General features: G+C 48.9%; 18 protein-coding genes and 1 tRNA gene. 15 read left to right on the top strand and 4 right to left on the bottom strand.

Going from position 1 to position 17,848, the window contains the following annotated elements; genetic code table 11:
- Positions 1-28 precede the first annotated feature (28 nt).
- The 3 genes from DFP94_RS09145 to DFP94_RS09135 all read left to right on the top strand — a co-directional run bounded on the left by DFP94_RS09145 (position 29) and on the right by DFP94_RS09135 (position 1,084).
- Positions 29-388 (top strand): winged helix-turn-helix transcriptional regulator, encoded by a 360-nt coding sequence (locus DFP94_RS09145; protein WP_114496155.1) that lies wholly within the window; start codon positions 29-31, stop codon positions 386-388.
- Between the two features lie 107 nt (positions 389-495).
- Positions 496-912, top strand: a complete 417-nt coding sequence (locus DFP94_RS09140) for a pyridoxamine 5'-phosphate oxidase family protein (RefSeq protein WP_114496154.1) — start codon at positions 496-498, stop codon at positions 910-912.
- A gap of 87 nt (positions 913-999) precedes the next feature.
- Positions 1,000-1,084 (top strand) — tRNA-Leu (locus DFP94_RS09135).
- A gap of 5 nt (positions 1,085-1,089) precedes the next feature.
- Here DFP94_RS09135 and DFP94_RS25980 read toward each other — a convergent pair.
- Together DFP94_RS25980 and DFP94_RS09125 are read right to left on the bottom strand one after the other, a co-directional pair.
- Positions 1,090-1,413, bottom strand: coding sequence for a tyrosine-type recombinase/integrase (locus tag DFP94_RS25980; protein ID WP_245954645.1), 324 nt, complete (start codon positions 1,411-1,413; stop codon positions 1,090-1,092).
- A gap of 127 nt (positions 1,414-1,540) precedes the next feature.
- Positions 1,541-1,738: a helix-turn-helix domain-containing protein gene (locus tag DFP94_RS09125; RefSeq protein ID WP_114496150.1), complete on the bottom strand. Its 198-nt coding sequence runs from the start codon at positions 1,736-1,738 to the stop codon at positions 1,541-1,543.
- Positions 1,739-2,205: 467 nt separating this feature from the next.
- Here DFP94_RS09125 and DFP94_RS09120 point away from each other — a divergent pair, with 467 nt between their 5' ends.
- From DFP94_RS09120 to DFP94_RS09110, 3 genes are read left to right on the top strand one after another with little or no spacing between them, the layout of a single operon-like run.
- Positions 2,206-3,243, top strand: a complete 1,038-nt coding sequence (locus DFP94_RS09120; RefSeq protein ID WP_114496149.1) for a radical SAM protein — start codon at positions 2,206-2,208, stop codon at positions 3,241-3,243.
- 2 nt (positions 3,244-3,245) lie between these two features.
- Positions 3,246-4,454 carry an MFS transporter gene (locus DFP94_RS09115; RefSeq protein WP_114496148.1) on the top strand — a complete coding sequence of 403 codons (1,209 nt, stop codon included), beginning with the start codon at positions 3,246-3,248 and terminating at the stop codon, positions 4,452-4,454.
- A 4-nt stretch (positions 4,455-4,458) separates the two neighbouring features.
- Positions 4,459-4,902, top strand: a complete 444-nt coding sequence (locus tag DFP94_RS09110) for an NUDIX domain-containing protein (RefSeq protein WP_114496146.1) — start codon at positions 4,459-4,461, stop codon at positions 4,900-4,902.
- A gap of 602 nt (positions 4,903-5,504) precedes the next feature.
- On the opposite strand, the gene DFP94_RS09100 is transcribed toward DFP94_RS09110, so the two are convergent.
- Positions 5,505-5,963, bottom strand: a complete 459-nt coding sequence (locus tag DFP94_RS09100; RefSeq protein WP_114496144.1) for a hypothetical protein — start codon at positions 5,961-5,963, stop codon at positions 5,505-5,507.
- 131 nt (positions 5,964-6,094) lie between these two features.
- Positions 6,095-6,676: a PadR family transcriptional regulator gene (locus DFP94_RS09095; RefSeq protein WP_114496143.1), complete on the bottom strand. Its 582-nt coding sequence runs from the start codon at positions 6,674-6,676 to the stop codon at positions 6,095-6,097.
- A gap of 263 nt (positions 6,677-6,939) precedes the next feature.
- On the opposite strand from DFP94_RS09095, the gene DFP94_RS09090 reads away from it, so the two are divergent.
- The 9 genes from DFP94_RS09090 (at position 6,940) to DFP94_RS09050 (ending at position 17,842) form a co-directional block, all read left to right on the top strand.
- Positions 6,940-8,562 (top strand): glycoside hydrolase family 5 protein, encoded by a 1,623-nt coding sequence (locus DFP94_RS09090; RefSeq protein ID WP_114496142.1) that lies wholly within the window; start codon positions 6,940-6,942, stop codon positions 8,560-8,562.
- Positions 8,563-8,890: 328 nt separating this feature from the next.
- A complete protein-coding gene (gene nifB / locus DFP94_RS09085; protein WP_114496140.1) occupies positions 8,891-10,282 on the top strand; it encodes a nitrogenase cofactor biosynthesis protein NifB in 1,392 nt (463 codons plus the stop codon).
- A 6-nt stretch (positions 10,283-10,288) separates the two neighbouring features.
- Positions 10,289-11,161 carry a nitrogenase iron protein gene (gene nifH, locus DFP94_RS09080; RefSeq protein WP_114496139.1) on the top strand — a complete coding sequence of 291 codons (873 nt, stop codon included), beginning with the start codon at positions 10,289-10,291 and terminating at the stop codon, positions 11,159-11,161.
- A 59-nt stretch (positions 11,162-11,220) separates the two neighbouring features.
- Positions 11,221-12,669 (top strand): nitrogenase molybdenum-iron protein alpha chain, encoded by a 1,449-nt coding sequence (gene nifD, locus DFP94_RS09075; protein WP_114496137.1) that lies wholly within the window; start codon positions 11,221-11,223, stop codon positions 12,667-12,669.
- The gene (gene nifK / locus DFP94_RS09070) at positions 12,666-14,201 is read left to right on the top strand and encodes a nitrogenase molybdenum-iron protein subunit beta (RefSeq protein WP_114496136.1); all 1,536 of its coding nucleotides are present in this window, start codon (positions 12,666-12,668) and stop codon (positions 14,199-14,201) included. Before nifD ends, nifK begins: the two co-directional genes overlap by 4 nt.
- A gap of 47 nt (positions 14,202-14,248) precedes the next feature.
- Positions 14,249-15,616, top strand: coding sequence for a nitrogenase iron-molybdenum cofactor biosynthesis protein NifE (gene nifE, locus DFP94_RS09065; RefSeq protein ID WP_114496135.1), 1,368 nt, complete (start codon positions 14,249-14,251; stop codon positions 15,614-15,616).
- Positions 15,606-16,931 (top strand): nitrogenase iron-molybdenum cofactor biosynthesis protein NifN, encoded by a 1,326-nt coding sequence (gene nifN, locus DFP94_RS09060; protein WP_114496134.1) that lies wholly within the window; start codon positions 15,606-15,608, stop codon positions 16,929-16,931. The genes nifE and nifN overlap by 11 nt, the downstream gene beginning before the upstream one ends.
- On the top strand, positions 16,909-17,322 hold the full coding sequence (gene nifX / locus DFP94_RS09055) for a nitrogen fixation protein NifX (protein WP_114496132.1): 414 nt from the start codon (positions 16,909-16,911) through the stop codon (positions 17,320-17,322). The genes nifN and nifX overlap by 23 nt, the downstream gene beginning before the upstream one ends.
- Positions 17,303-17,842 (top strand): DUF269 domain-containing protein, encoded by a 540-nt coding sequence (locus tag DFP94_RS09050; protein WP_114496131.1) that lies wholly within the window; start codon positions 17,303-17,305, stop codon positions 17,840-17,842. The genes nifX and DFP94_RS09050 overlap by 20 nt, the downstream gene beginning before the upstream one ends.
- Positions 17,843-17,848: the final 6 nt, after the last annotated feature.

Below are 17,848 nucleotides of genomic sequence, written 5' to 3'. Positions count from 1 at the left end.
GGGACGCATTTCATAGGAGGGAGCAGCAATGAAGCTGAGAGAAACCTATACTTGTCCACTGGAAATGACGCATGACATTATCCGGGGCAAATGGAAGCCGATTATATTATGGCAGCTTGGCAAGTCCGGCACCTCGTTGGCGGAACTGGAACGGGAAATTCAAGGGATCAACCAAAAGATGCTCCTTGAGCATTTGAAAGATCTCCAGGATTACGGTATTGTCGATAAGAAGTCCTTCGAAGGCTACCCTCGTAAAGTGATTTATAATTTGACGGAACGAGGCAAAAAGCTGCTTGAGGTGGTTGTAATTATGCAAGGTATCGGTGTTGAGCTTATGTTGGAGAGCGGGATGGAATATTTTTTGAGGGAACAAGGCCTTATTTCTTAACCAGACGATACAGTGATGCTTACAAAAAAGTGGGTACTGTTCAATCACTTCCGGTGGAAGTATACTGCACTTACTATAGTGGAGTTGTCTAAAGGAGTGGTGATTGAATGCAGCAGATTTTAAACCAGGTGAACGCATTAATTGAGGGCCAAAGTACCGCATTTCTCGGTTCCATAGACGAAGAAGGATTTCCCCAGATTAAAGCGGTACTCGCCCCTCGTGTTCGTGAGGGAATGAAATGCTTTTACTTCACGACCAACACGTCTTCGATGAGGGTCCGACAATTCCGGGAAAATCCCAAGGCCAATCTATATTTTTGCGATCAAGGCCGCTTTCTTGGCGTAATGTTCCGCGGCAGCATGGAGGTTCTTGAAGATAAAGCATCCAAAGAATTAATCTGGCGGGAAGGGGATACCTTATATTATCCGCTGGGAGTGACCGACCCGGATTACTGCGTGTTGAAGTTTACCGGTACGTTGGGGAGATTCTATAGCAATTTCAAATCGGTGAGTTTTGAAGTGTAATTGACTTTTTAATTTGCTTGTTGACTCACTTGGCGATGCATGATATCACATTTTTCGTTGCTGCAAAACATCGCACAACGAAAAAACGCGGTCGTGAAGGAATTGGCAGACGCGCACGGTTCAGGTCCGTGTGGGCTAACCCCCCGTAGAGGTTCGAGTCCTCTCGACCGCATCAACCTAACAATGAACGAGCTCTTGAGGTTCCTCCCGAGGAAATTCAGGAGCTTTTTGCATGATTGGGATTTGCAAAATGTTGCTAATCACTTGAGCCGAAGAGATCTTCGAGCTGTAATCAAGATGAACATAAATGTTGGCGGTCGTGGAATAATGGCTATGCTCCAACCACGCCTGAATTTCCTTTAAGCTGATACCGTTAGCAAGTAGTAAGCAGGCGCAACTGTGCCGAAGATCATGAAATCGGATCCGCCGTAAATTATGCTTTCTCAGAACGAGTGGTAAAGTACGGTAACTTGATTTGTTTTTGGCCCGGTCTTTCTCCACTCCACTGGATCTCCTTTCACGATCGAACAAATTTGCTTCAGGAATTGATCTTAATATAGCAAAATGAAAGTGTGTGAAATCACGGGAAAGGCCATGTGAAGAAAATTCCACATGGTCTTTCCCGTGATTATTTGTAACGATCAAGATCAAAGCGACGAACTGCCAGGATAAAAGCAATTGTCAACTGTTGTTTGCAATCTTCATCAATGGTTCCATTTCGTTTGGCGTATTTATTAATAGCCGGCTCATAACGGGTAATCAACTTGGCTTCAGCTTCTTTGTCACCTTGTTGTGCTAAATGGATCAGAGTAGAAACGCTATTCATGTTCATCCTCCTTTTTCGTACAGATGTGACTGATAGCGATGTATGTATAAAAAGGGAGGACTGCGACAAGCAAACGAGTCTTTAATTCTCCATAGTTCTTTTAAGATTCACCAAAACGTTTGATTTCATTTTGGAAACAGCTTCTCCCGTTTAGATTTATTAAAGGCCTATTGAGGGATATGCGAATCAATCGGTAGAATCAGCCGGAGACGGCTGTTTTTTTTCTTAATGGCTAATCTAAATGATATGTCTTATACAAAGTGGATGTGTAAATATCATATCGTATTCACCCAAAGTATAAGTATATATCTAAACATTTACTATACAGAAAGATGGATTGTGCGAAACCTCATGGAGAATAGTATAAATAAAAACCATAATAATCAATTAATTGGATATAAAATCCATATTCATCATGATTTTGCATTGATTAATCCAATATTACATTTTGAATTGGAGTGATTACTTTGCATGAAGAAGAGCTGATGAAAGAATTTGATCTCTTTAGGATTAGTGAGGGAAGATTCAGAATTTCTCTTACTACTACCTGTAATGCTCGGTGTTGGTTTTGCCATAACGAAGGTTCAGTTCCTCCCGTACAGATTGACGGGAAAAATGGTTTGCGACATAAAATGCATACTTGTTCAACCGAAGAATATATTACTCTTGTGGAAACACTGATAGATTTAGGAATTAGCAGGCTTTACTTTACTGGAGGAGAGCCACTCATTTCTCCAAAACTGGAGCCGATACTTGATTCCATACCCTTACATGGTAAAGATCAGTTTAAGGTTATATTAGCGACCAATGGAGTTTTGTTGAAAAAGAAGTTAGATTCTTTAAAGTCCAAGCACATTGATAAACTGAAAATTTCTCTTCATGCTTTCAGTGATGAATCTATGTGGAATATTGAAAAAATAAGTTCCGTAGATGAAGTGAAAGCAAGCATAGTTCAAGCAAAACAAATCTTTCCTGAAATTGAAATCAATACATTGCTTATGCCTGAAAATCAACATGAAAATATGGACATTATTCAGTTTGTTCGAGATTTGCAAATCGATATTGAAATATTGGAATTGGTGTGGACCGATTATAATCGCCCAACATACACTGAAAAAAGAATTAGTACGTATGATTTGGCAAAGGATTTAATTCATCAAGGGGGGCGGGAATATATTAACAAGTCTGGAATTGGCGTGAACTTAAAAATGATTGATTTTGAAAACTGTTCTGTTAGATTAATGGATAATTCTTTAGGAAGTTCATATGTGGGAACCTGTCAGATGTGTCCAGTAAAATCTTCTTGTGTCGAAGGCTTTTGGTCTATTCGAGTTGATCCAGAAGGCTTTGCTCAACCATGCTTACTTCGTTCCGATTTAAGGATTGATTTAAAGCCTTTAATCCGTGAACCAAAGAAACTAAAAGAGTTTATTCCGCTCTGGATTGGTTCTTTTATGAAAGGCGTAGAGTTTTCTGGAACTGGGAGTAAGGAGAGGATTCGATAATTATGAAATCAAGACTATTCTTAAATGGAAATATTATTTGTTTGATTATTATCAGCCTGATAACTAACATGAGTGGGAGTATGATACTTCCGCTCTTTGCTCTTTATGTTGAGAAGTTTGGCATCTCCGCTTTTGGAATGAGCATATTGTTTTCCCTATTTTACGTAGGGAGATTTTGTGGGGGGAGTATAACTGGAAGAGTTTATAACAAAATTGGTGCAAAGCGGTTAGGAGTAATATTATTAGTTGCCGAAATTGTATGCATGATCAGTTTTCCCTTCGCAAATGCTTTTATTATTTTAGCAATGCTTAGAATCCTTCAAGGAATTGTTGCCATTGGATTAAGCGTTTTTGTAAGGATTACAGTAAATAATATTAGTACAAATGAAAATCGAGGAATACTTAATGGCTATGTCAGCAGTAGTGAAGGAGCAGGAATGATTTTGGGGCCAGTCATTAGTGGGCTTATTGTTACTTATTTTTCATTATCGATGCCTTTTTACTTTGTAGGATTTATTGCTTTCATATCTTTAATAGCCGTCACTAGAATGAGGTTTCCCGGCATAGTCGTAAATTCTGAAAATACAGAGTTATTTGAAGAAGGAGGTTTCAAAAAAAATAAATTAAAGAAGCAATTGTTTTTGTATTCCACAGTCCATTTTCTGGAGATGAGTGCATATGCCATCTTTTTAACGTATTTTTCAGTTTACGCTAAATATAAGCTGGGTTGGGATGCACTGGAGATAAGCCTTGCGTTTACTGTTGTCGGGGTATCCACTTTTGTGTCAGCTCCTTTCGTTGGCAAGCTTTCGGATATTCTTAGAGATCGTTTATTACTGTGTATCGCTGGTTTGTTTTTTATCATGGTTGAGATTTGCTCATTTCTTTTCTTCACTGATAAGTGGATTATATACTCAGGTATGCTGATTGGTGGGATTGGGGGGGCATGTTATCTGGATTCTTTCTATTCACATATTGGTGATGTGATACCGATAGAGAACCGCAGTACATTCATGGGAAATTTAGTTTCACTTTCAGAACTGGGTTCTATCGTATCGCCGTTGATTGCTGGAGTATTAATTCAAAAGTTTAATAATGATGCTCCTTTTTACTACAATTTAATTTTAGTTGCGCTGGCAATGATGATACAAGCACTTGTCAGAACAAGGACAAGGATTCGTAAAAACAATGACCTAAATCAGGGGATGTGACTTTTTGAATACAGAACGGTTTATGCTAAGATGTGGAGTTAATTTAATACTTTTAGACAATGAAAAGGTACTTTTATTATTTCGAAATAATACAGGCTTTGAAGATGGCACTTTTGGCGTTGTTGGGGGACATATGGATGGAAATGAAACTGCAAGAGAGACAATCATTCGAGAAGCCCAGGAGGAGGTAAATATTCAACTTAATCCAGAGGAACTCAAATTAGTTGGGACAATTCATCGAAAACTCATACATTGTGAATTTATTGACCTTTTCTTTGCTTCCCAGTCATGGCTTGGTTCACTTACGAATAAGGAGCCAGAGAAGCATTCATATTACAAGTGGGTTGAAATAAATGAATTACCCACGAATACAATGCCTTTAGTTAAAACTGCTATAAATAATTACCTAAATGGAAAAAGTTATGATGAACTTGGTTGGGACACGTAAAGCAATAGCTGAGTGGCTGTTGTCTTTCATGCTCCACTTGTTGAGTTTCATAATTTGATTGCCTCAGTACCAATAACTAGTTATTTCAACATGGCATTTTATCATCTCAAGCTTTACCACGAAGCCGTTCAACTATTTGGACCCGAATTTTTAAGGATTAATCCGTAAAAAGTGTACTTTTCTATTTATTGTTCAAGCCATAATCAGGAGCATTATTAATCTGAATAAATACTGTTCTATACTAATTTCAGTAAAGAAAAATCATCATTGGGGGGGCAAAAATGAAAAGATTCACGAGAATGCTTTCATTGATGTTGGTTGGGGTCTTGTTGCTGCGTGGTTTGGTCGTTGTTCTCTCCGAGTTCTCTCAAACGTCCAAAATCGGCCGCATTTTCTGGAATTGCCGGGAACCCTTGCGGCGCTTGAATTTGAACAAAAAAACCGTCAAAAACCCTGATTTCACAAGGCTTTTGACGGTTTTTTAATTCCGTTCCTTTGACTTATATTCCGCTTGATTCCGAATCACATACGCGATTCAGGTCCGTGTGGGCTAACCCCCCGTGGAGGTTCGAGTGCTCTCGACCGACCGCATCCTCCAAGCCTCATTTTATCTGTGCATACACGTTCCAACTGTTGACGAAATGGCCGACGGCAAACAGAATCGCAGGCATTATGAAAAGATAGGATTTCAACCAAAGGCCGAGAAGCAGGAAAAAAAGGATGGGGAACAAAGCCATAGGAATGGCTATATACCCTAAGGGTTTAAACAACAACGCAAACTCCCGGCCACCCGCAAAATAGCGAATCCAGCACAGGTAGTAAACAAGCAGGCATATCGCCATCAGGATCGGAATGAAATTACCCTGTTGTTCCGCAATCTTTTTACCGAACAGGATGGGCATCGCAAAACAAGCCGCTTGGCCGATTCGTTCCAATACGGTAAAGATCATGTGCGTGGAAGACAGGTTCTTGGGCATGTGTTGAGGTCCGAGGAACACAAAAAGAATATTCGGAAGCATCACTAACAGGGGAATCAGAATTCCCTTTAAATGCAGTCCCATGGAAAATCTCCGTTCTATTGTGAAATTGCTTTAACGAAACTTGATGACCGTGCTGCTCCAGGATGTTGACGGCATGTTTAACGATCGCCTCCGTATTTCCCGTACCCGAAAAGTAGTAAAAATCCACCACTTTATTCATGAACGTCATCCCCCTGTCCGGCGACGGCATTTTCCAGCAGCTTGATGCTTTCTTCGCACCACTCGGCATACGATTTCCACAATTTTTGTCCGAAAGACAAGACCATGAGGATTTGCCTGTGATTGCTGTGCACATCGATATCCTGCTTAAGCTGGGCTTCAAATTGATCAAACAGCAGTTGCTGCCGCTGGTGATTGAGCTGAAATTGTTTGATATGCTCCAACATGATTCTGGAAGAGGAGGCGTTGGAAAAATAAAGCTTCAGCAATATTTCAAAGCGGATGAGTTCTTTTTCTACCGGGGCTTTAAGCCATTCCTGCAATTCCGCCTTGCCCTGCTCCGTAATTTCGTATTTCTTGCTCTGCTTGCCGCTCCCGTTCTTCGGTTCCTCCAAAACAGCGATCAATCCCTCGGAAGCAAGCCGCTTTATCTCCGGATAAATTTGGCCGAAGCTCTCGTTCCAGAAAAACGATAACCTTAAATCCACGATTTTCTTGATTTCATAGCCCGACAAGTTCTCTTCATTAAGAAGGCCCAGGATGACATAGGAGGTCTTATTTTTATTTGCAGCCATGGCGGGATCTCCGATCTAAAAGATATATCTTTTAGATATATAGTAAGGCAGAAAAAGGAAATCGTCAACGATTCATCAAGTCGATTACCGAATTGGCTCGCAAAGAGCTACAGAGTAAAGAAAACGGCTCCCATCAGCGTAGCGAAAATGTCCCGCTTTTTCGGATTCGGGGCCAAAATATCGGGGGCGTCCCTACCTTTCACGGGCGGATGCTATAATGATGGCGATAAATTCGACAGCAGCAGGAGCAGGAGGGAAGCAAAATGTTTGAAAAAACGAGTCGTTCGCGCGTCAAAGGCTTTTTGCGTGCGGAGGGAAACAAGGTCGTAAACGAAGACGGCGAGGAAATCATCCTCACAGGCTGGGGACTCGGCAACTGGTTGTTATGCGAAGGATATATGTGGCTATCCCATAACACCCGGTTCGATCGTCCACGGAGGATTGAGGCGGTGATCCGGGAACTGGCCGGGAGCAGTTATGCCGATTCTTTTTGGAAGCGGTTCCGCACCAATTATATCACCCGGGAAGACATTCGCCTGATGGCCGAACAAGGATATAACTCTCTTCGTATCCCAATCGGCTGGCGGGTACTCATGGAGGATGAGCCGAAAATAATTTGGAAAGAGGATGGCTTTGCGCTGATCGACCGCTGTCTGGACTGGTGCGAGGAGTTCGGGCTTTATGCCTTTCTCGATTTGCACGGCGCACCCGGGGGACAAACGGGAGCCAACATCGACGATTCGGTGGATGATTTTCCCCGTCTGTTTACCGATGAAGACAGCTGGAATAAGGGGATCGAACTGTGGAAGGAACTTGCCCGCCGCTACCGCGACCGTTGGATCGTCGGCGGCTACGATTTGCTGAACGAGCCGCTGCGCCCGGGCTTAATGGAAGGGAAGCATGAGTTTTTTCTCGTGCAGCGGCTGACGGCGTTTTATGACGAGGTCATTTCCGCGATCCGCGAGATCGATTCCCGGCACATGCTGTCCGTGGAGGGACATCACTGGTCCACGAACACGGCGGTATTTTACAAAAGATACGATTCCAATATGGTGATTCATTTCCACCGTTATGCCTGCATGCCCGGCAAAGAGGCCTATGAAGAATATTTGGAACTATCCGATCGGTTGGATCAGCCGTTATGGCTGGGCGAAACCGGTGAGAACGATCTGGAATGGTTTGCTGCGATGTATCCGCTGGCCGTATCGCTCGGGATCGGTTATAACCTGTGGCCGTGGAAAAAGATGGAGCGGCCGAATTCCCCATTCGCCGTGAACAAGCCGGAGGGCTGGGACGAATTGCTGGCGTATCTCGAAGGTGGCCCTCGACCTGGTTATGAAGTGATACAGGAGATTCTGGACCAGTATTTGGACAATATCAAAGTGGAAAACTGTACTCCACATCCCCTTGTTACGGCATCCGCCTTCCGTCAGCCGGGGTGCCGGGTCCGGGGAACCGATTTTGACGAGCTGCCTGGAAAAGGGAGTTCGTTCAGCGGCCTTCGCACGGAGGGGAATATTTACAAGTACCGGGCCAAGACCGGAATGAGCATTGTCCCGATTACCGGTGAGCCGCAGAATAGAAGATTCGGCTTTGACAGCGGCTGGAACTGGCTGGCGCTGGAATTGGCCGGGGAGGAGTTTGCCGGCTACACTTTTAGCTCGGTCGAACAAGGAAATTCGGTGGCGCTGGATTTGGTTTGCCGGGAGGAGGCGGTTGTGAGTCTAATCCAGGACGGGGTGGAGATGACGCGAACTACATTATCACGGAATGAAGAACCATCGGAGGCAATTCAAGCTTCGCTTGCCCCTGCAAAGGAGACGATCATTACGGTTAAAGTGCTTAGCGGCAGAATTGAACTGCACGCGGTAAGCATAATTAAATAGCGGTATTTATGTCTGGAGTCCGGCAAGGTTGCCGGGCTCTTTTTATGTGATTTTGTAAATAAGTATCGGGCTATGAAAGACAAAAAAATGATGTGAGAATATTGGTAATCGTTTACATGTTATATAAATGTAAACATATATAACATGTAAATTGACGAAATAGCAAACTTGACCTGAAATCAGGCGAATTTAATGTTAAGTTAATTGACGCAATACTCTAATGTAAATATGATGAATGTAAATAAAAGTAATTTATCGAGAATGCAGCAAATCAAACCTGACATTAAAAGTGAAAGGAACTGGAACTGGAGAGGGGAGGAAACGGAGAATGGAGTCTGGAAGATGCAGCGGTCCTGCCTTATTGGAAGAGATCAACCGCCACCCTTGCTACAACGAAGAAGCCCACCGATATTTCGCCCGGATGCATCTTCCCGTAGCCCCGGCTTGCAACATTCAATGCCGGTACTGCAATCGCAAATTCGATTGCGTCAATGAAAGCCGTCCCGGGGTTGTTAGCGAAGTGCTCACACCGGATCAAGCCGACAAGAAGGTGAGGGGGGTCGCGGCCCAACTCATGCAGTTGTCCGTCGTGGGGATTGCCGGACCCGGCGATCCGCTCGCCAATCCGGACCGGACTTTTGAAACCTTCCGGAAGGTCAGGTCCGGGGTACCTGACGTGAACCTCTGCCTTAGCACCAATGGACTGACGCTACTGGAGCATTTGGACGTCATCGAGGAACTGGGAATCCGGCACGTGACGATTACGATCAATGCGATTGATCCCGAGATCGGCAGCCGAATTTACGCCTGGGTGTATGATAACGGCGTCCGGTATGAAGGTAAAGAGGCTGCCGAACTGCTCATTTCGCGCCAATTGGCCGGCCTGAAAGCCTTAAGCGAGCGGGGGGTATTATGCAAAGTCAATTCCGTACTGATTCCGGGAGTCAACGATGTTCATCTGCCGGAGGTATCCAAAACCGTGAAGTCGCTTGGAGCGGCCCTTCACAATGTAACGCCGCTCATCGTCGCGCCGGGCAGTCCATACGAGCAAGAGGGACAACGGGCGCCCCGGCCGAAGGAGCTTCATGCTTTGCAGGAAATCTGCGGCCAGGAAGGCATGAAGATCATGCGGCATTGCCGTCAATGTCGCGCCGACGCCATCGGGCTCCTTGGCCAGGACCGCAGTGCTGATTTTACCTGGGAGAGTATTGAGCAGGCGCCGCCCTTGAATTTGGAAGCCAGGGAACAGCTGCAAGCCAGCCTGGATGAAAAAATCAGGCAGCGTCAGCAAAGGCGAAGGGGTCCGGATCCGGAAATCATCGCCTCGGACTCTTCCGAAGCTGCTCGGTTTATAACGAGGGTAGCAGTTGCGACCAGAGGCTCGGGGAAAGTGAATCTGCATTTCGGTCATGCCCAGGAGTTCATGATTTATGAAAGTGACGGTTTTACAGTGAAGTTGCTCGGAGTTCGAAAAATCCAATCCTACTGCCACGGCCGTGCGGAGTGTAACGGCGATAAAGAAGCCACACTGCGCGAAATATGCTCCATTCTGGGGGACTGCCAGATTTTGCTCTGTTCCGGGATCGGCGACCACCCGCGCAAACAACTGCAAAGAGCCGGGATTGTGCCGATTGTTCGCAAAGGAGACGCGGAAAATCTCATTCTTGAGAGTTCCAGATATAGCCATTATTTTCAAAATCATTTTAATTCGAAAGGATGATGTAACATGAGACAAATCGCTTTTTACGGAAAGGGCGGAATCGGAAAATCGACGACTTCGCAAAACACGTTAGCCCAGCTTGCCACGAAGTTCGGTCAGAAGACGATGATTGTCGGGTGCGACCCGAAGGCGGATTCGACCCGGTTGATCCTGAACACGAAAGCTCAGCAAACAGTGCTTCATCTTGCGGCAGAACGTGGAACCGTGGAAGATTTGGAACTGGAAGACGTTGTCCAACAAGGGTTCGGAGATATTTCATGCGTGGAATGCGGCGGTCCGGAACCGGGCGTTGGCTGCGCGGGAAGAGGCATTATCACGGCAATTAATTTCCTGGAAGGGCAAGGAGCGTATGACGGGTTGGATTTCGTTTCCTATGACGTGCTCGGCGACGTCGTCTGCGGCGGGTTTGCGATGCCGATCCGCGAGAACAAGGCCCAGGAAATTTACATTGTTTGCTCCGGAGAAATGATGGCTATGTATGCTGCGAACAACATTGCCCGCGGGATCTTGAAATATGCGAACAGCGGCGGGGTGCGGTTGGGCGGCCTGATTTGCAACAGCCGGAACACCGACCGGGAGGATGAATTGATTACCGAGCTTGCCCGGCGGCTGAACACGCAAATGATTCATTTCTTGCCGCGCAATAATGTTGTACAGCATGCCGAGCTGCGCAGAATGACGGTGGCCCAGTACTCGCCGGAACATGCGCAAGCAAAAGAATACGAACTGTTGGCAAACAAAATTTTGCATAATGATATGCTGACGATCCCGACGCCGATCTCCATGGAGGAACTGGAGGATTTGCTCATTAACTTCGGCGTGATCGAGGATGAAGAGGCGCATATCAAAGCGATTCAAGGCCAGCAAAAGGCGGTCTGACGGGGAAAGTCAACGGGCTGGTTCGAAACCAATAGTGATCGCAAGGAGGAGGGGAAACCATGAGTACGGACCTCGGCAGCAAACAAAACCTGATCGACGAAATGCTGGAAGTGTATCCCGATAAGGCCAGGAAGGACCGAAGCAAGCATTATGAAATCAATGATGAGAATCTGATCAACTGCGGGAAATGTTCCATTAAATCCAACATGAAATCCCGTCCGGGGGTCATGACGGTCCGTGGCTGCGCTTATGCAGGTTCCAAAGGGGTCGTGTGGGGGCCGATCAAAGACATGGTTCATATCAGCCATGGACCCGTCGGCTGCGGGCAATACAGCTGGGGCACCCGCCGGAATTACGCCACCGGGACGCTTGGAGTCGACAATTTTACGGCAATGCAGATTACGAGCGATTTTCAGGAGAAGGACATCGTCTTCGGCGGAGATAAGAAGCTGGAGGAAATCTGCCGGGAAATCAAGGAGATGTTCCCGCTGGCCAAAGGGATCTCCATCCAGTCGGAATGCCCGGTCGGGCTGATCGGCGACGATATCGAAGCGGTAGCCAAAAAAATGACCGCGGAAATCGGCATTCCGATCATTCCCGTCCGCTGCGAAGGCTTCCGCGGGGTGAGCCAGTCGCTCGGCCATCATATCGCCAACGATGCGATCCGCGATTTCCTGATGGGCCGCCGGGAGCTTGAGGAATGCGGGCCTTACGATGTCAGCATCATCGGCGATTACAATATCGGCGGGGACGCCTGGGCGTCCCGGATTTTGCTGGAGGAGATGGGGCTGCGGGTCATTGCCCAATGGTCCGGCGACGGCTCGATCAACGAGCTGGCGATCGCCCATAAATCCAAGCTGAATCTGATTCACTGCTTCCGGTCGATGAACTACATGTGCACGACGATGGAGCGGGAGTACGGGGTTCCTTGGATGGAATACAATTTCTTCGGACCGACCAAAACGATCGAGAGTTTACGGGCGATTGCGGACCGTTTCGACGATCATATCCGGGACAATTGCGAGAAAATGATCGAGAAATACCGGATTCAGATGGACGCCATCATCGGCAAATACCGTCCGCGTCTGGAAGGCAAGAAAGTGATGCTGCTGATCGGAGGACTCCGCCCTCGCCATACGATTGGCGCCTACGAGGATCTTGGCATGGAGATCGTGGCTGCAGGTTATGAATTCGGCCACAAGGACGATTATACGCGTACTTTTCCCGATCTGAAGGAAGGCACGATCATTTATGATGATCCTTCCGCTTATGAATTGGAGGAGCTGGCGCAGAAGCTGGACATCGATCTGATGGGGGCCGGGGTCAAAGAGAAATACGTTTATCACAAAATGGGGATTCCGTTCCGCCAGATGCATTCCTGGGATTATAGCGGACCGTATCACGGGTTTGACGGATTCAAAGTTTTTGCGAGAGACATGGATATGACCGTAAACAGTCCGGTGTGGGATCTGCTGAAAGACCCGCAAAGAAAGGCGGTGAGCGTATGAGCGCAAAACCGGAGATTGCCGATTTCAATGATCTGTTCCTCAGCGATGAATACAAGGAACTGCTCGAACGCAAAAAAGCCTTCGAAGCGCCTTGCACGGCGGCGGAGGTGGAAGAAGCCAGCGCTTATTCCAAATCCGAGGCGTACAAGGAGAAGAACTTCGCCAGAAACTCGCTGGTCGTGAATCCCGCCAAGGCGTGCCAACCGCTCGGTTCCGTGATGGCCGCGCTCGGATTTGAGAAAACATTGCCTTTCCTGCACGGATCCCAAGGCTGCACAGCCTACTTCCGCAGCCATTTATCCCGGCATTTCAAAGAGCCGGTGCCGGCGGTCTCCTCTTCCATGACGGAGGACGGCGCGGTGTTCGGCGGCATGAGAAATCTGATCGAAGGCCTGGAGAACAGCGTGGCCTTGTATAAACCAGAGATGGTCGCCGTCTCCACGACTTGTATGGCCGAAGTCATCGGCGACGACTTGAACGCTTTTATTGAGACGGCGAGGCAGGAAGGCGCGGTCGGCAAAGACGTCCCCATCCCCTATGCGAATACGCCAAGTTTCGTGGGCTCGCATATTACCGGTTATGATGCAATGCTCAAATCGATTCTAAGCTATTTGTACGAGCGGAGCGAAGACGTAGCGGCGAGCTCCAAAGCCGATTTCGCCAAACTGAATCTGATCCTTGGCTTCGAGCCGTATACGGGTAATTTTGCAGAGCTAAAGCGAATCCTGAGCATCTTTGGAAGCGGGTATACGTTCCTTGGTGATCAAAGCGGCAATTTCGATTCCCCGGCGGCGGGGGAATATAGTTACTATTATGGCGGGACGAAACTGTCCGATGTGCCGAAAGCGGCAAGTGCCCTGGGTACGATATCGCTGCAAAAATATGCGGTGAAGAAAACGCTGGAATATATCCAAAGCGGCTGGAGCCAGCAGGTCGTCTCGATGCCGACCCCGATCGGAATCCGCGCTACGGACCGGTTGCTAGCGGCGATTTCCGAAATCACCGGCCTTGATGTGCCGAAGGAACTGACGGAGGAACGGGGCAGGATCGTCGATGCTTTGACGGATTCGCACAATTATCTGCACGGAAAACGAGTGGCCCTGGCCGGAGATCCCGATCTGCTGCTCGGACTCATCGGGTTCTGTCTGGAGACGGGCATGGAGCCGGTGCACATCGTCTGTACGAACGGCGACAAGGAATTCCAGCAGGAAGCGGAGGGTTTGCTGTCATCCAGTCCGTACGGGGAGGAGGGGCAGGTTCATATCGGCCGCGATTTATGGCATATGAGATCCCTGCTGATCAGCGATCCGGTGGATCTGGCGATCGGAAGCTCGCATTTGAAATATGCGGCCAAGGACGCGAACATTCCGCTCGTGCGTCTTGGTTTTCCGATCTTTGACCGGCATCATATGCACCGCTACCCGATTATCGGCTATCAAGGCACGCTTAACGTATTGAGTCTGATCGTAAATACGGTGCTTCAGCAATTGGATGATCAAGCGCCGGAATACGGCTTTGATCTGGTAAGATAAATCCTTTAGGCAAGCTACGCCAACTTGGAAACAGGGGAGTGGGAAGGATGGAGGCGACCTCAAAAGTACCTGTGCATGATACGGATTGTTTGAACCTGGAGCCGAAATCCAAAGCTTGTCCGCGTCCGAAACCGGGGGAAGCCGCCGGGGGCTGCGCGTTCGACGGAGCGCAAATCACCTTGCTCCCGATTGCCGATGCCGCGCATTTGGTCCATGGGCCGGCGGCCTGCATCGGGAACAGCTGGGAGAGCCGGGGAAGCTTGTCCAGCGGACCCCGGCTGTCGGAGTACGGTTTCGGGACGGCGCTCGGGGAGCGGGACATTATATTCGGCGCGGAAAAAAAGCTGAAAGCCAGCATCGATTATATCGCCGTGCGGTTTGCTCCGCCCGCCATTTTTGTTTATGCGACGTGCGTTACCGCCCTGATCGGCGAAGATCTCGACGCCGTTTGCGGGGAGGCGTCGACCCGGCTTGGATTGCCGGTCATACCCGTGACCAGTCCGGGATTTCTCGGCAGTAAAAACCTCGGCAACCGGCTTGCGGGCGAGGCGTTGATGCAGTACGTGATCGGCCGCAGCGAGCCGGACGACGCCGTGAGGGGCACAAGCGTGAATCTGCTCGGCGAGTATAACATCGCCGGGGAGATGTGGGAGATCGAAAGATTGATGAATCGGGCAGGAATTTCGGTCAGTTCACGAATTACCGGGGACGGCAGGTTCAGGGAAATCGGCTGGGCGCACCGGGCCAAGGTCAATATGGTCGTCTGCAGCCGGGCTCTGCTCGGACTCGCGAAACGGATGGAACACACCTATCGGATTCCATACTTTGAAGGCTCTTTCTATGGGGCAAAGGAAACCAGTTATTCCTTGCGCCAAATGGCGTACTTGCTGAACGACCGGGACACGGAGTTCAAGGTAGACCGCCTGATTGAACGGGAGGAAGCGAGAGTAGCGGAGGCATTGAAGCCGTACCGCAAGCTTTTTAAAGGGAAGAGAGCAATTTTGTATACGGGCGGCGTAAAAAGCTGGTCCGTTATTTCCGCATTAAACGAGCTTGGCATCCGGGTCGTCGGCGTCGGAACGAATAAAAGCACGGCTGAAGATGTGAGCCGGATCGTGGACCGGATCGGGGAGGATGCCGAGTATATCCCCGAAGGCGGTGCAAAGCGAATTTTGAAAGCCGTCAAGGAGCGGAAAGCGGATCTGATGATCGCGGGTGGCCGGAACATGTATGTTGCGATGAAAGAGCGGATTCCGTTCATCGATATTAACCAGGAGCGGCATACGGCCTATGCGGGTTACGATGGCCTGCTAAGGCTGGCCGAGCAAATCCGCTACACCCTGCAGCATCCGGTTTGGGAGCTGGCTGAACGCCCGGCACCGTGGGAGGAGGCTGGCAAAACACATGACCGTTAAACGATTTGTTAAACCGGTCTCGGTAAACCCGTTGACCGTCGGTCCGTCGCTGGGAGGCGTGCTGGCCGTGCAAGGTTGTTACCGGGCGATCGCTCTACTGCATGGGGCGCAGGGCTGCGCAGCCTTTTCGAAATCGCTGCTTACGCGCCATTTCCGCGATACGATCGCCGTGCAGACGTCGGCGCTGCAGGAGATGGATGTTATTTTTGACGCTGACCGCAATTTGGAAGAAGCCCTGAATCTCGTCATCGCTAAGCACCGTCCCGATCTGATCGTCGTCATAGGCACGGAGCTAACGGATGTATCCGGGACGGACTATTCGGCATTCATAAGAAAGTATACCCGCGAACAAGCTTCCAGGGGTTGCCTGATCATTCCGGTCATTCTGCCCGATTTTAACGGTTCGCTAGAGTTAGGATACAGCGCGGTGGTGGAGGGAATTGTCGATGCGGTCATCCAGGGTCAAGGTGGCCGGGCCCCCGGCAAACCGGCTGCGGGGCAGATCAACCTGCTCCCGGGATCTTGCCTTACCCCGGGGGATGTGATGGAACTGAAGGAGATCATCAGCGACTTCGGGTTTGAAGTCATTACGATTCCCGATTTGTCCACCTCGCTATCCGGACATTTACTGACCGGATTTTCCCCGTTGACCCGGGGCGGTGCTCCGCTGGATGATTTGAAGCAAATGCTTCGCTCCCGGTATACGATTGCCATAGGGGCGAGCATGGAGCGTCCGGCAAGAAGGCTGCAGAACGCGGCTTGTATTCCTTATCAAGTGTTTTCCGGCATTCATGGGCTCTGCGCCACCGATGAACTACTTGCTTTCTTGCAGCAATTAAGCGGGGTTTCCGTACCCTTGCGGTACAGATGGCAGCGTGAAAACCTGCTCGATAGCATGCTTGACGCTCATTTTCATTATGCGGGGTCTTCAGCGGTCGCGGCGTTAGAACCGGACCACGTTCTGTCCATGGCCGCCTGGCTCAAGGAGATGGGCGTAATGATCAAGGGGCTGGTCGCCCCCTGTGAGACTCAACTGCTGAAGGAAGCGGAACAGGAAGTGTGGATCGGCGATCTGGATGATGCCGAAACCCTGGGCAAAGGAGCTGATCTGTGGATCAGCAACTGTCACGGAAGGAAAGGGGCGGCGCGGATTCGTGCTTCTTTCCTGGCCGCCGGGTTTCCTGTCAGCGACGAATTGGGGTCATATGTGAACGTTAGCGTTGGATACAGGGGGGCGATGGACCTGGTTAACCGGGTAGGCAATATGCTGATTCGAAGGGAGGAAGCGCGGCATGAAGATCGCCTTTGCCAGTGATGACGGCTTGACGGTGAATGCCCATTTCGGTCAAAGTTTGCAGTTTGCGATCTACAAGATTAGTAAAGAAGGCGGGGCCGAGCTGCTGGAAACACGCCGGGTGCCCGGCGATCCCGGAGGAGATGAGCATGGGAGGGTCGAAGCCCGGATCGCAGCGGTTGAAGATTGCGCGCTGGTGTTTCTGATGCAGATCGGTGCTTCGGCGGCAGCCCGGGTCACCCGGAAAAAAATCATGCCCGTCAAGGTGCCAATGGGCAGCAGTATTGAGGGGCAGCTTAAGCGCATGCAGGAGATGCTGCGGGGAAAGCCGCCGTTATGGCTGGCCAAAATTTTGAGCGAAGAGGAAATCAGCGATCAAGGAGGGGACCAAGATGGCGGAACAAGCCTGTAACTTGGAGCAAGCTTCGGTGGAGCAAGATTTAAATACAGCGGGGAATGGGCACGCCGGTTCGGGAAAATGGGATGAGGAACGCTTAGGGGAAATCTTCATCTCGAGCCTGGACCGCTGTCTTCAATTATTGGATCCATGGGGAAAGTATGAGAATTGCACCCCGGAACAAAGAATGAAGCAACTGTATCTCTGCTCGCCGGAACAGAAAAGAGAGATTGCCGGTGATTGCCGCGTGTCGCCGGTCGTGAAAACGCAGGTTCCATTATTTTTTCAGGCCGTCGCCGCTGCCCTTGAACAGTTGAGCGGCAACCTCATCCAGAGCATGATCGAAGTGAATGAAGAAGGGTTCGGCCGTGCACTGGTGTATTCCGGGCGAACGGTTTTGGTAGCCGACAGCTTTCGTGGCGGAGTTCCTTTTCCGTTCGCAGAAGTTGAGAAGGTGTTGGTATACGGAGTTTCCTGCATTCGCGAAGGATTGCAAAACCGGGAAAGATTTATGCAACGGACTCCCTTTTCTTGAAAAGGC

Source organism: Fontibacillus phaseoli (assembly GCF_003337355.1).
Lineage (GTDB): Bacteria > Bacillota > Bacilli > Paenibacillales > Paenibacillaceae > Fontibacillus > Fontibacillus phaseoli.
The sequence above is the reverse complement of the archived record's forward strand: the minus strand, read 5'-3'. Positions and strand labels throughout refer to the sequence as shown.

Coding starts and splice junctions, on each gene's coding strand:
- nifK (WP_114496136.1), top strand. CDS start 12,666: ATGAGCGCAAAACCGGAGATTGCCGATTTCAATGATCTGTTCCTCAGC.
- nifE (WP_114496135.1), top strand. CDS start 14,249: ATGGAGGCGACCTCAAAAGTACCTGTGCATGATACGGATTGTTTGAAC.
- nifX (WP_114496132.1), top strand. CDS start 16,909: ATGAAGATCGCCTTTGCCAGTGATGACGGCTTGACGGTGAATGCCCAT.
- nifH (WP_114496139.1), top strand. CDS start 10,289: ATGAGACAAATCGCTTTTTACGGAAAGGGCGGAATCGGAAAATCGACG.
- nifN (WP_114496134.1), top strand. CDS start 15,606: ATGACCGTTAAACGATTTGTTAAACCGGTCTCGGTAAACCCGTTGACC.
- nifB (WP_114496140.1), top strand. CDS start 8,891: ATGGAGTCTGGAAGATGCAGCGGTCCTGCCTTATTGGAAGAGATCAAC.
- DFP94_RS09095 (WP_114496143.1), bottom strand. CDS start 6,676: ATGGCTGCAAATAAAAATAAGACCTCCTATGTCATCCTGGGCCTTCTT.
- DFP94_RS09050 (WP_114496131.1), top strand. CDS start 17,303: ATGGCGGAACAAGCCTGTAACTTGGAGCAAGCTTCGGTGGAGCAAGAT.
- DFP94_RS09125 (WP_114496150.1), bottom strand. CDS start 1,738: ATGAATAGCGTTTCTACTCTGATCCATTTAGCACAACAAGGTGACAAA.
- DFP94_RS09115 (WP_114496148.1), top strand. CDS start 3,246: ATGAAATCAAGACTATTCTTAAATGGAAATATTATTTGTTTGATTATT.
- DFP94_RS09100 (WP_114496144.1), bottom strand. CDS start 5,963: ATGGGACTGCATTTAAAGGGAATTCTGATTCCCCTGTTAGTGATGCTT.
- DFP94_RS09090 (WP_114496142.1), top strand. CDS start 6,940: ATGTTTGAAAAAACGAGTCGTTCGCGCGTCAAAGGCTTTTTGCGTGCG.
- DFP94_RS09140 (WP_114496154.1), top strand. CDS start 496: ATGCAGCAGATTTTAAACCAGGTGAACGCATTAATTGAGGGCCAAAGT.
- DFP94_RS09145 (WP_114496155.1), top strand. CDS start 29: ATGAAGCTGAGAGAAACCTATACTTGTCCACTGGAAATGACGCATGAC.
- nifD (WP_114496137.1), top strand. CDS start 11,221: ATGAGTACGGACCTCGGCAGCAAACAAAACCTGATCGACGAAATGCTG.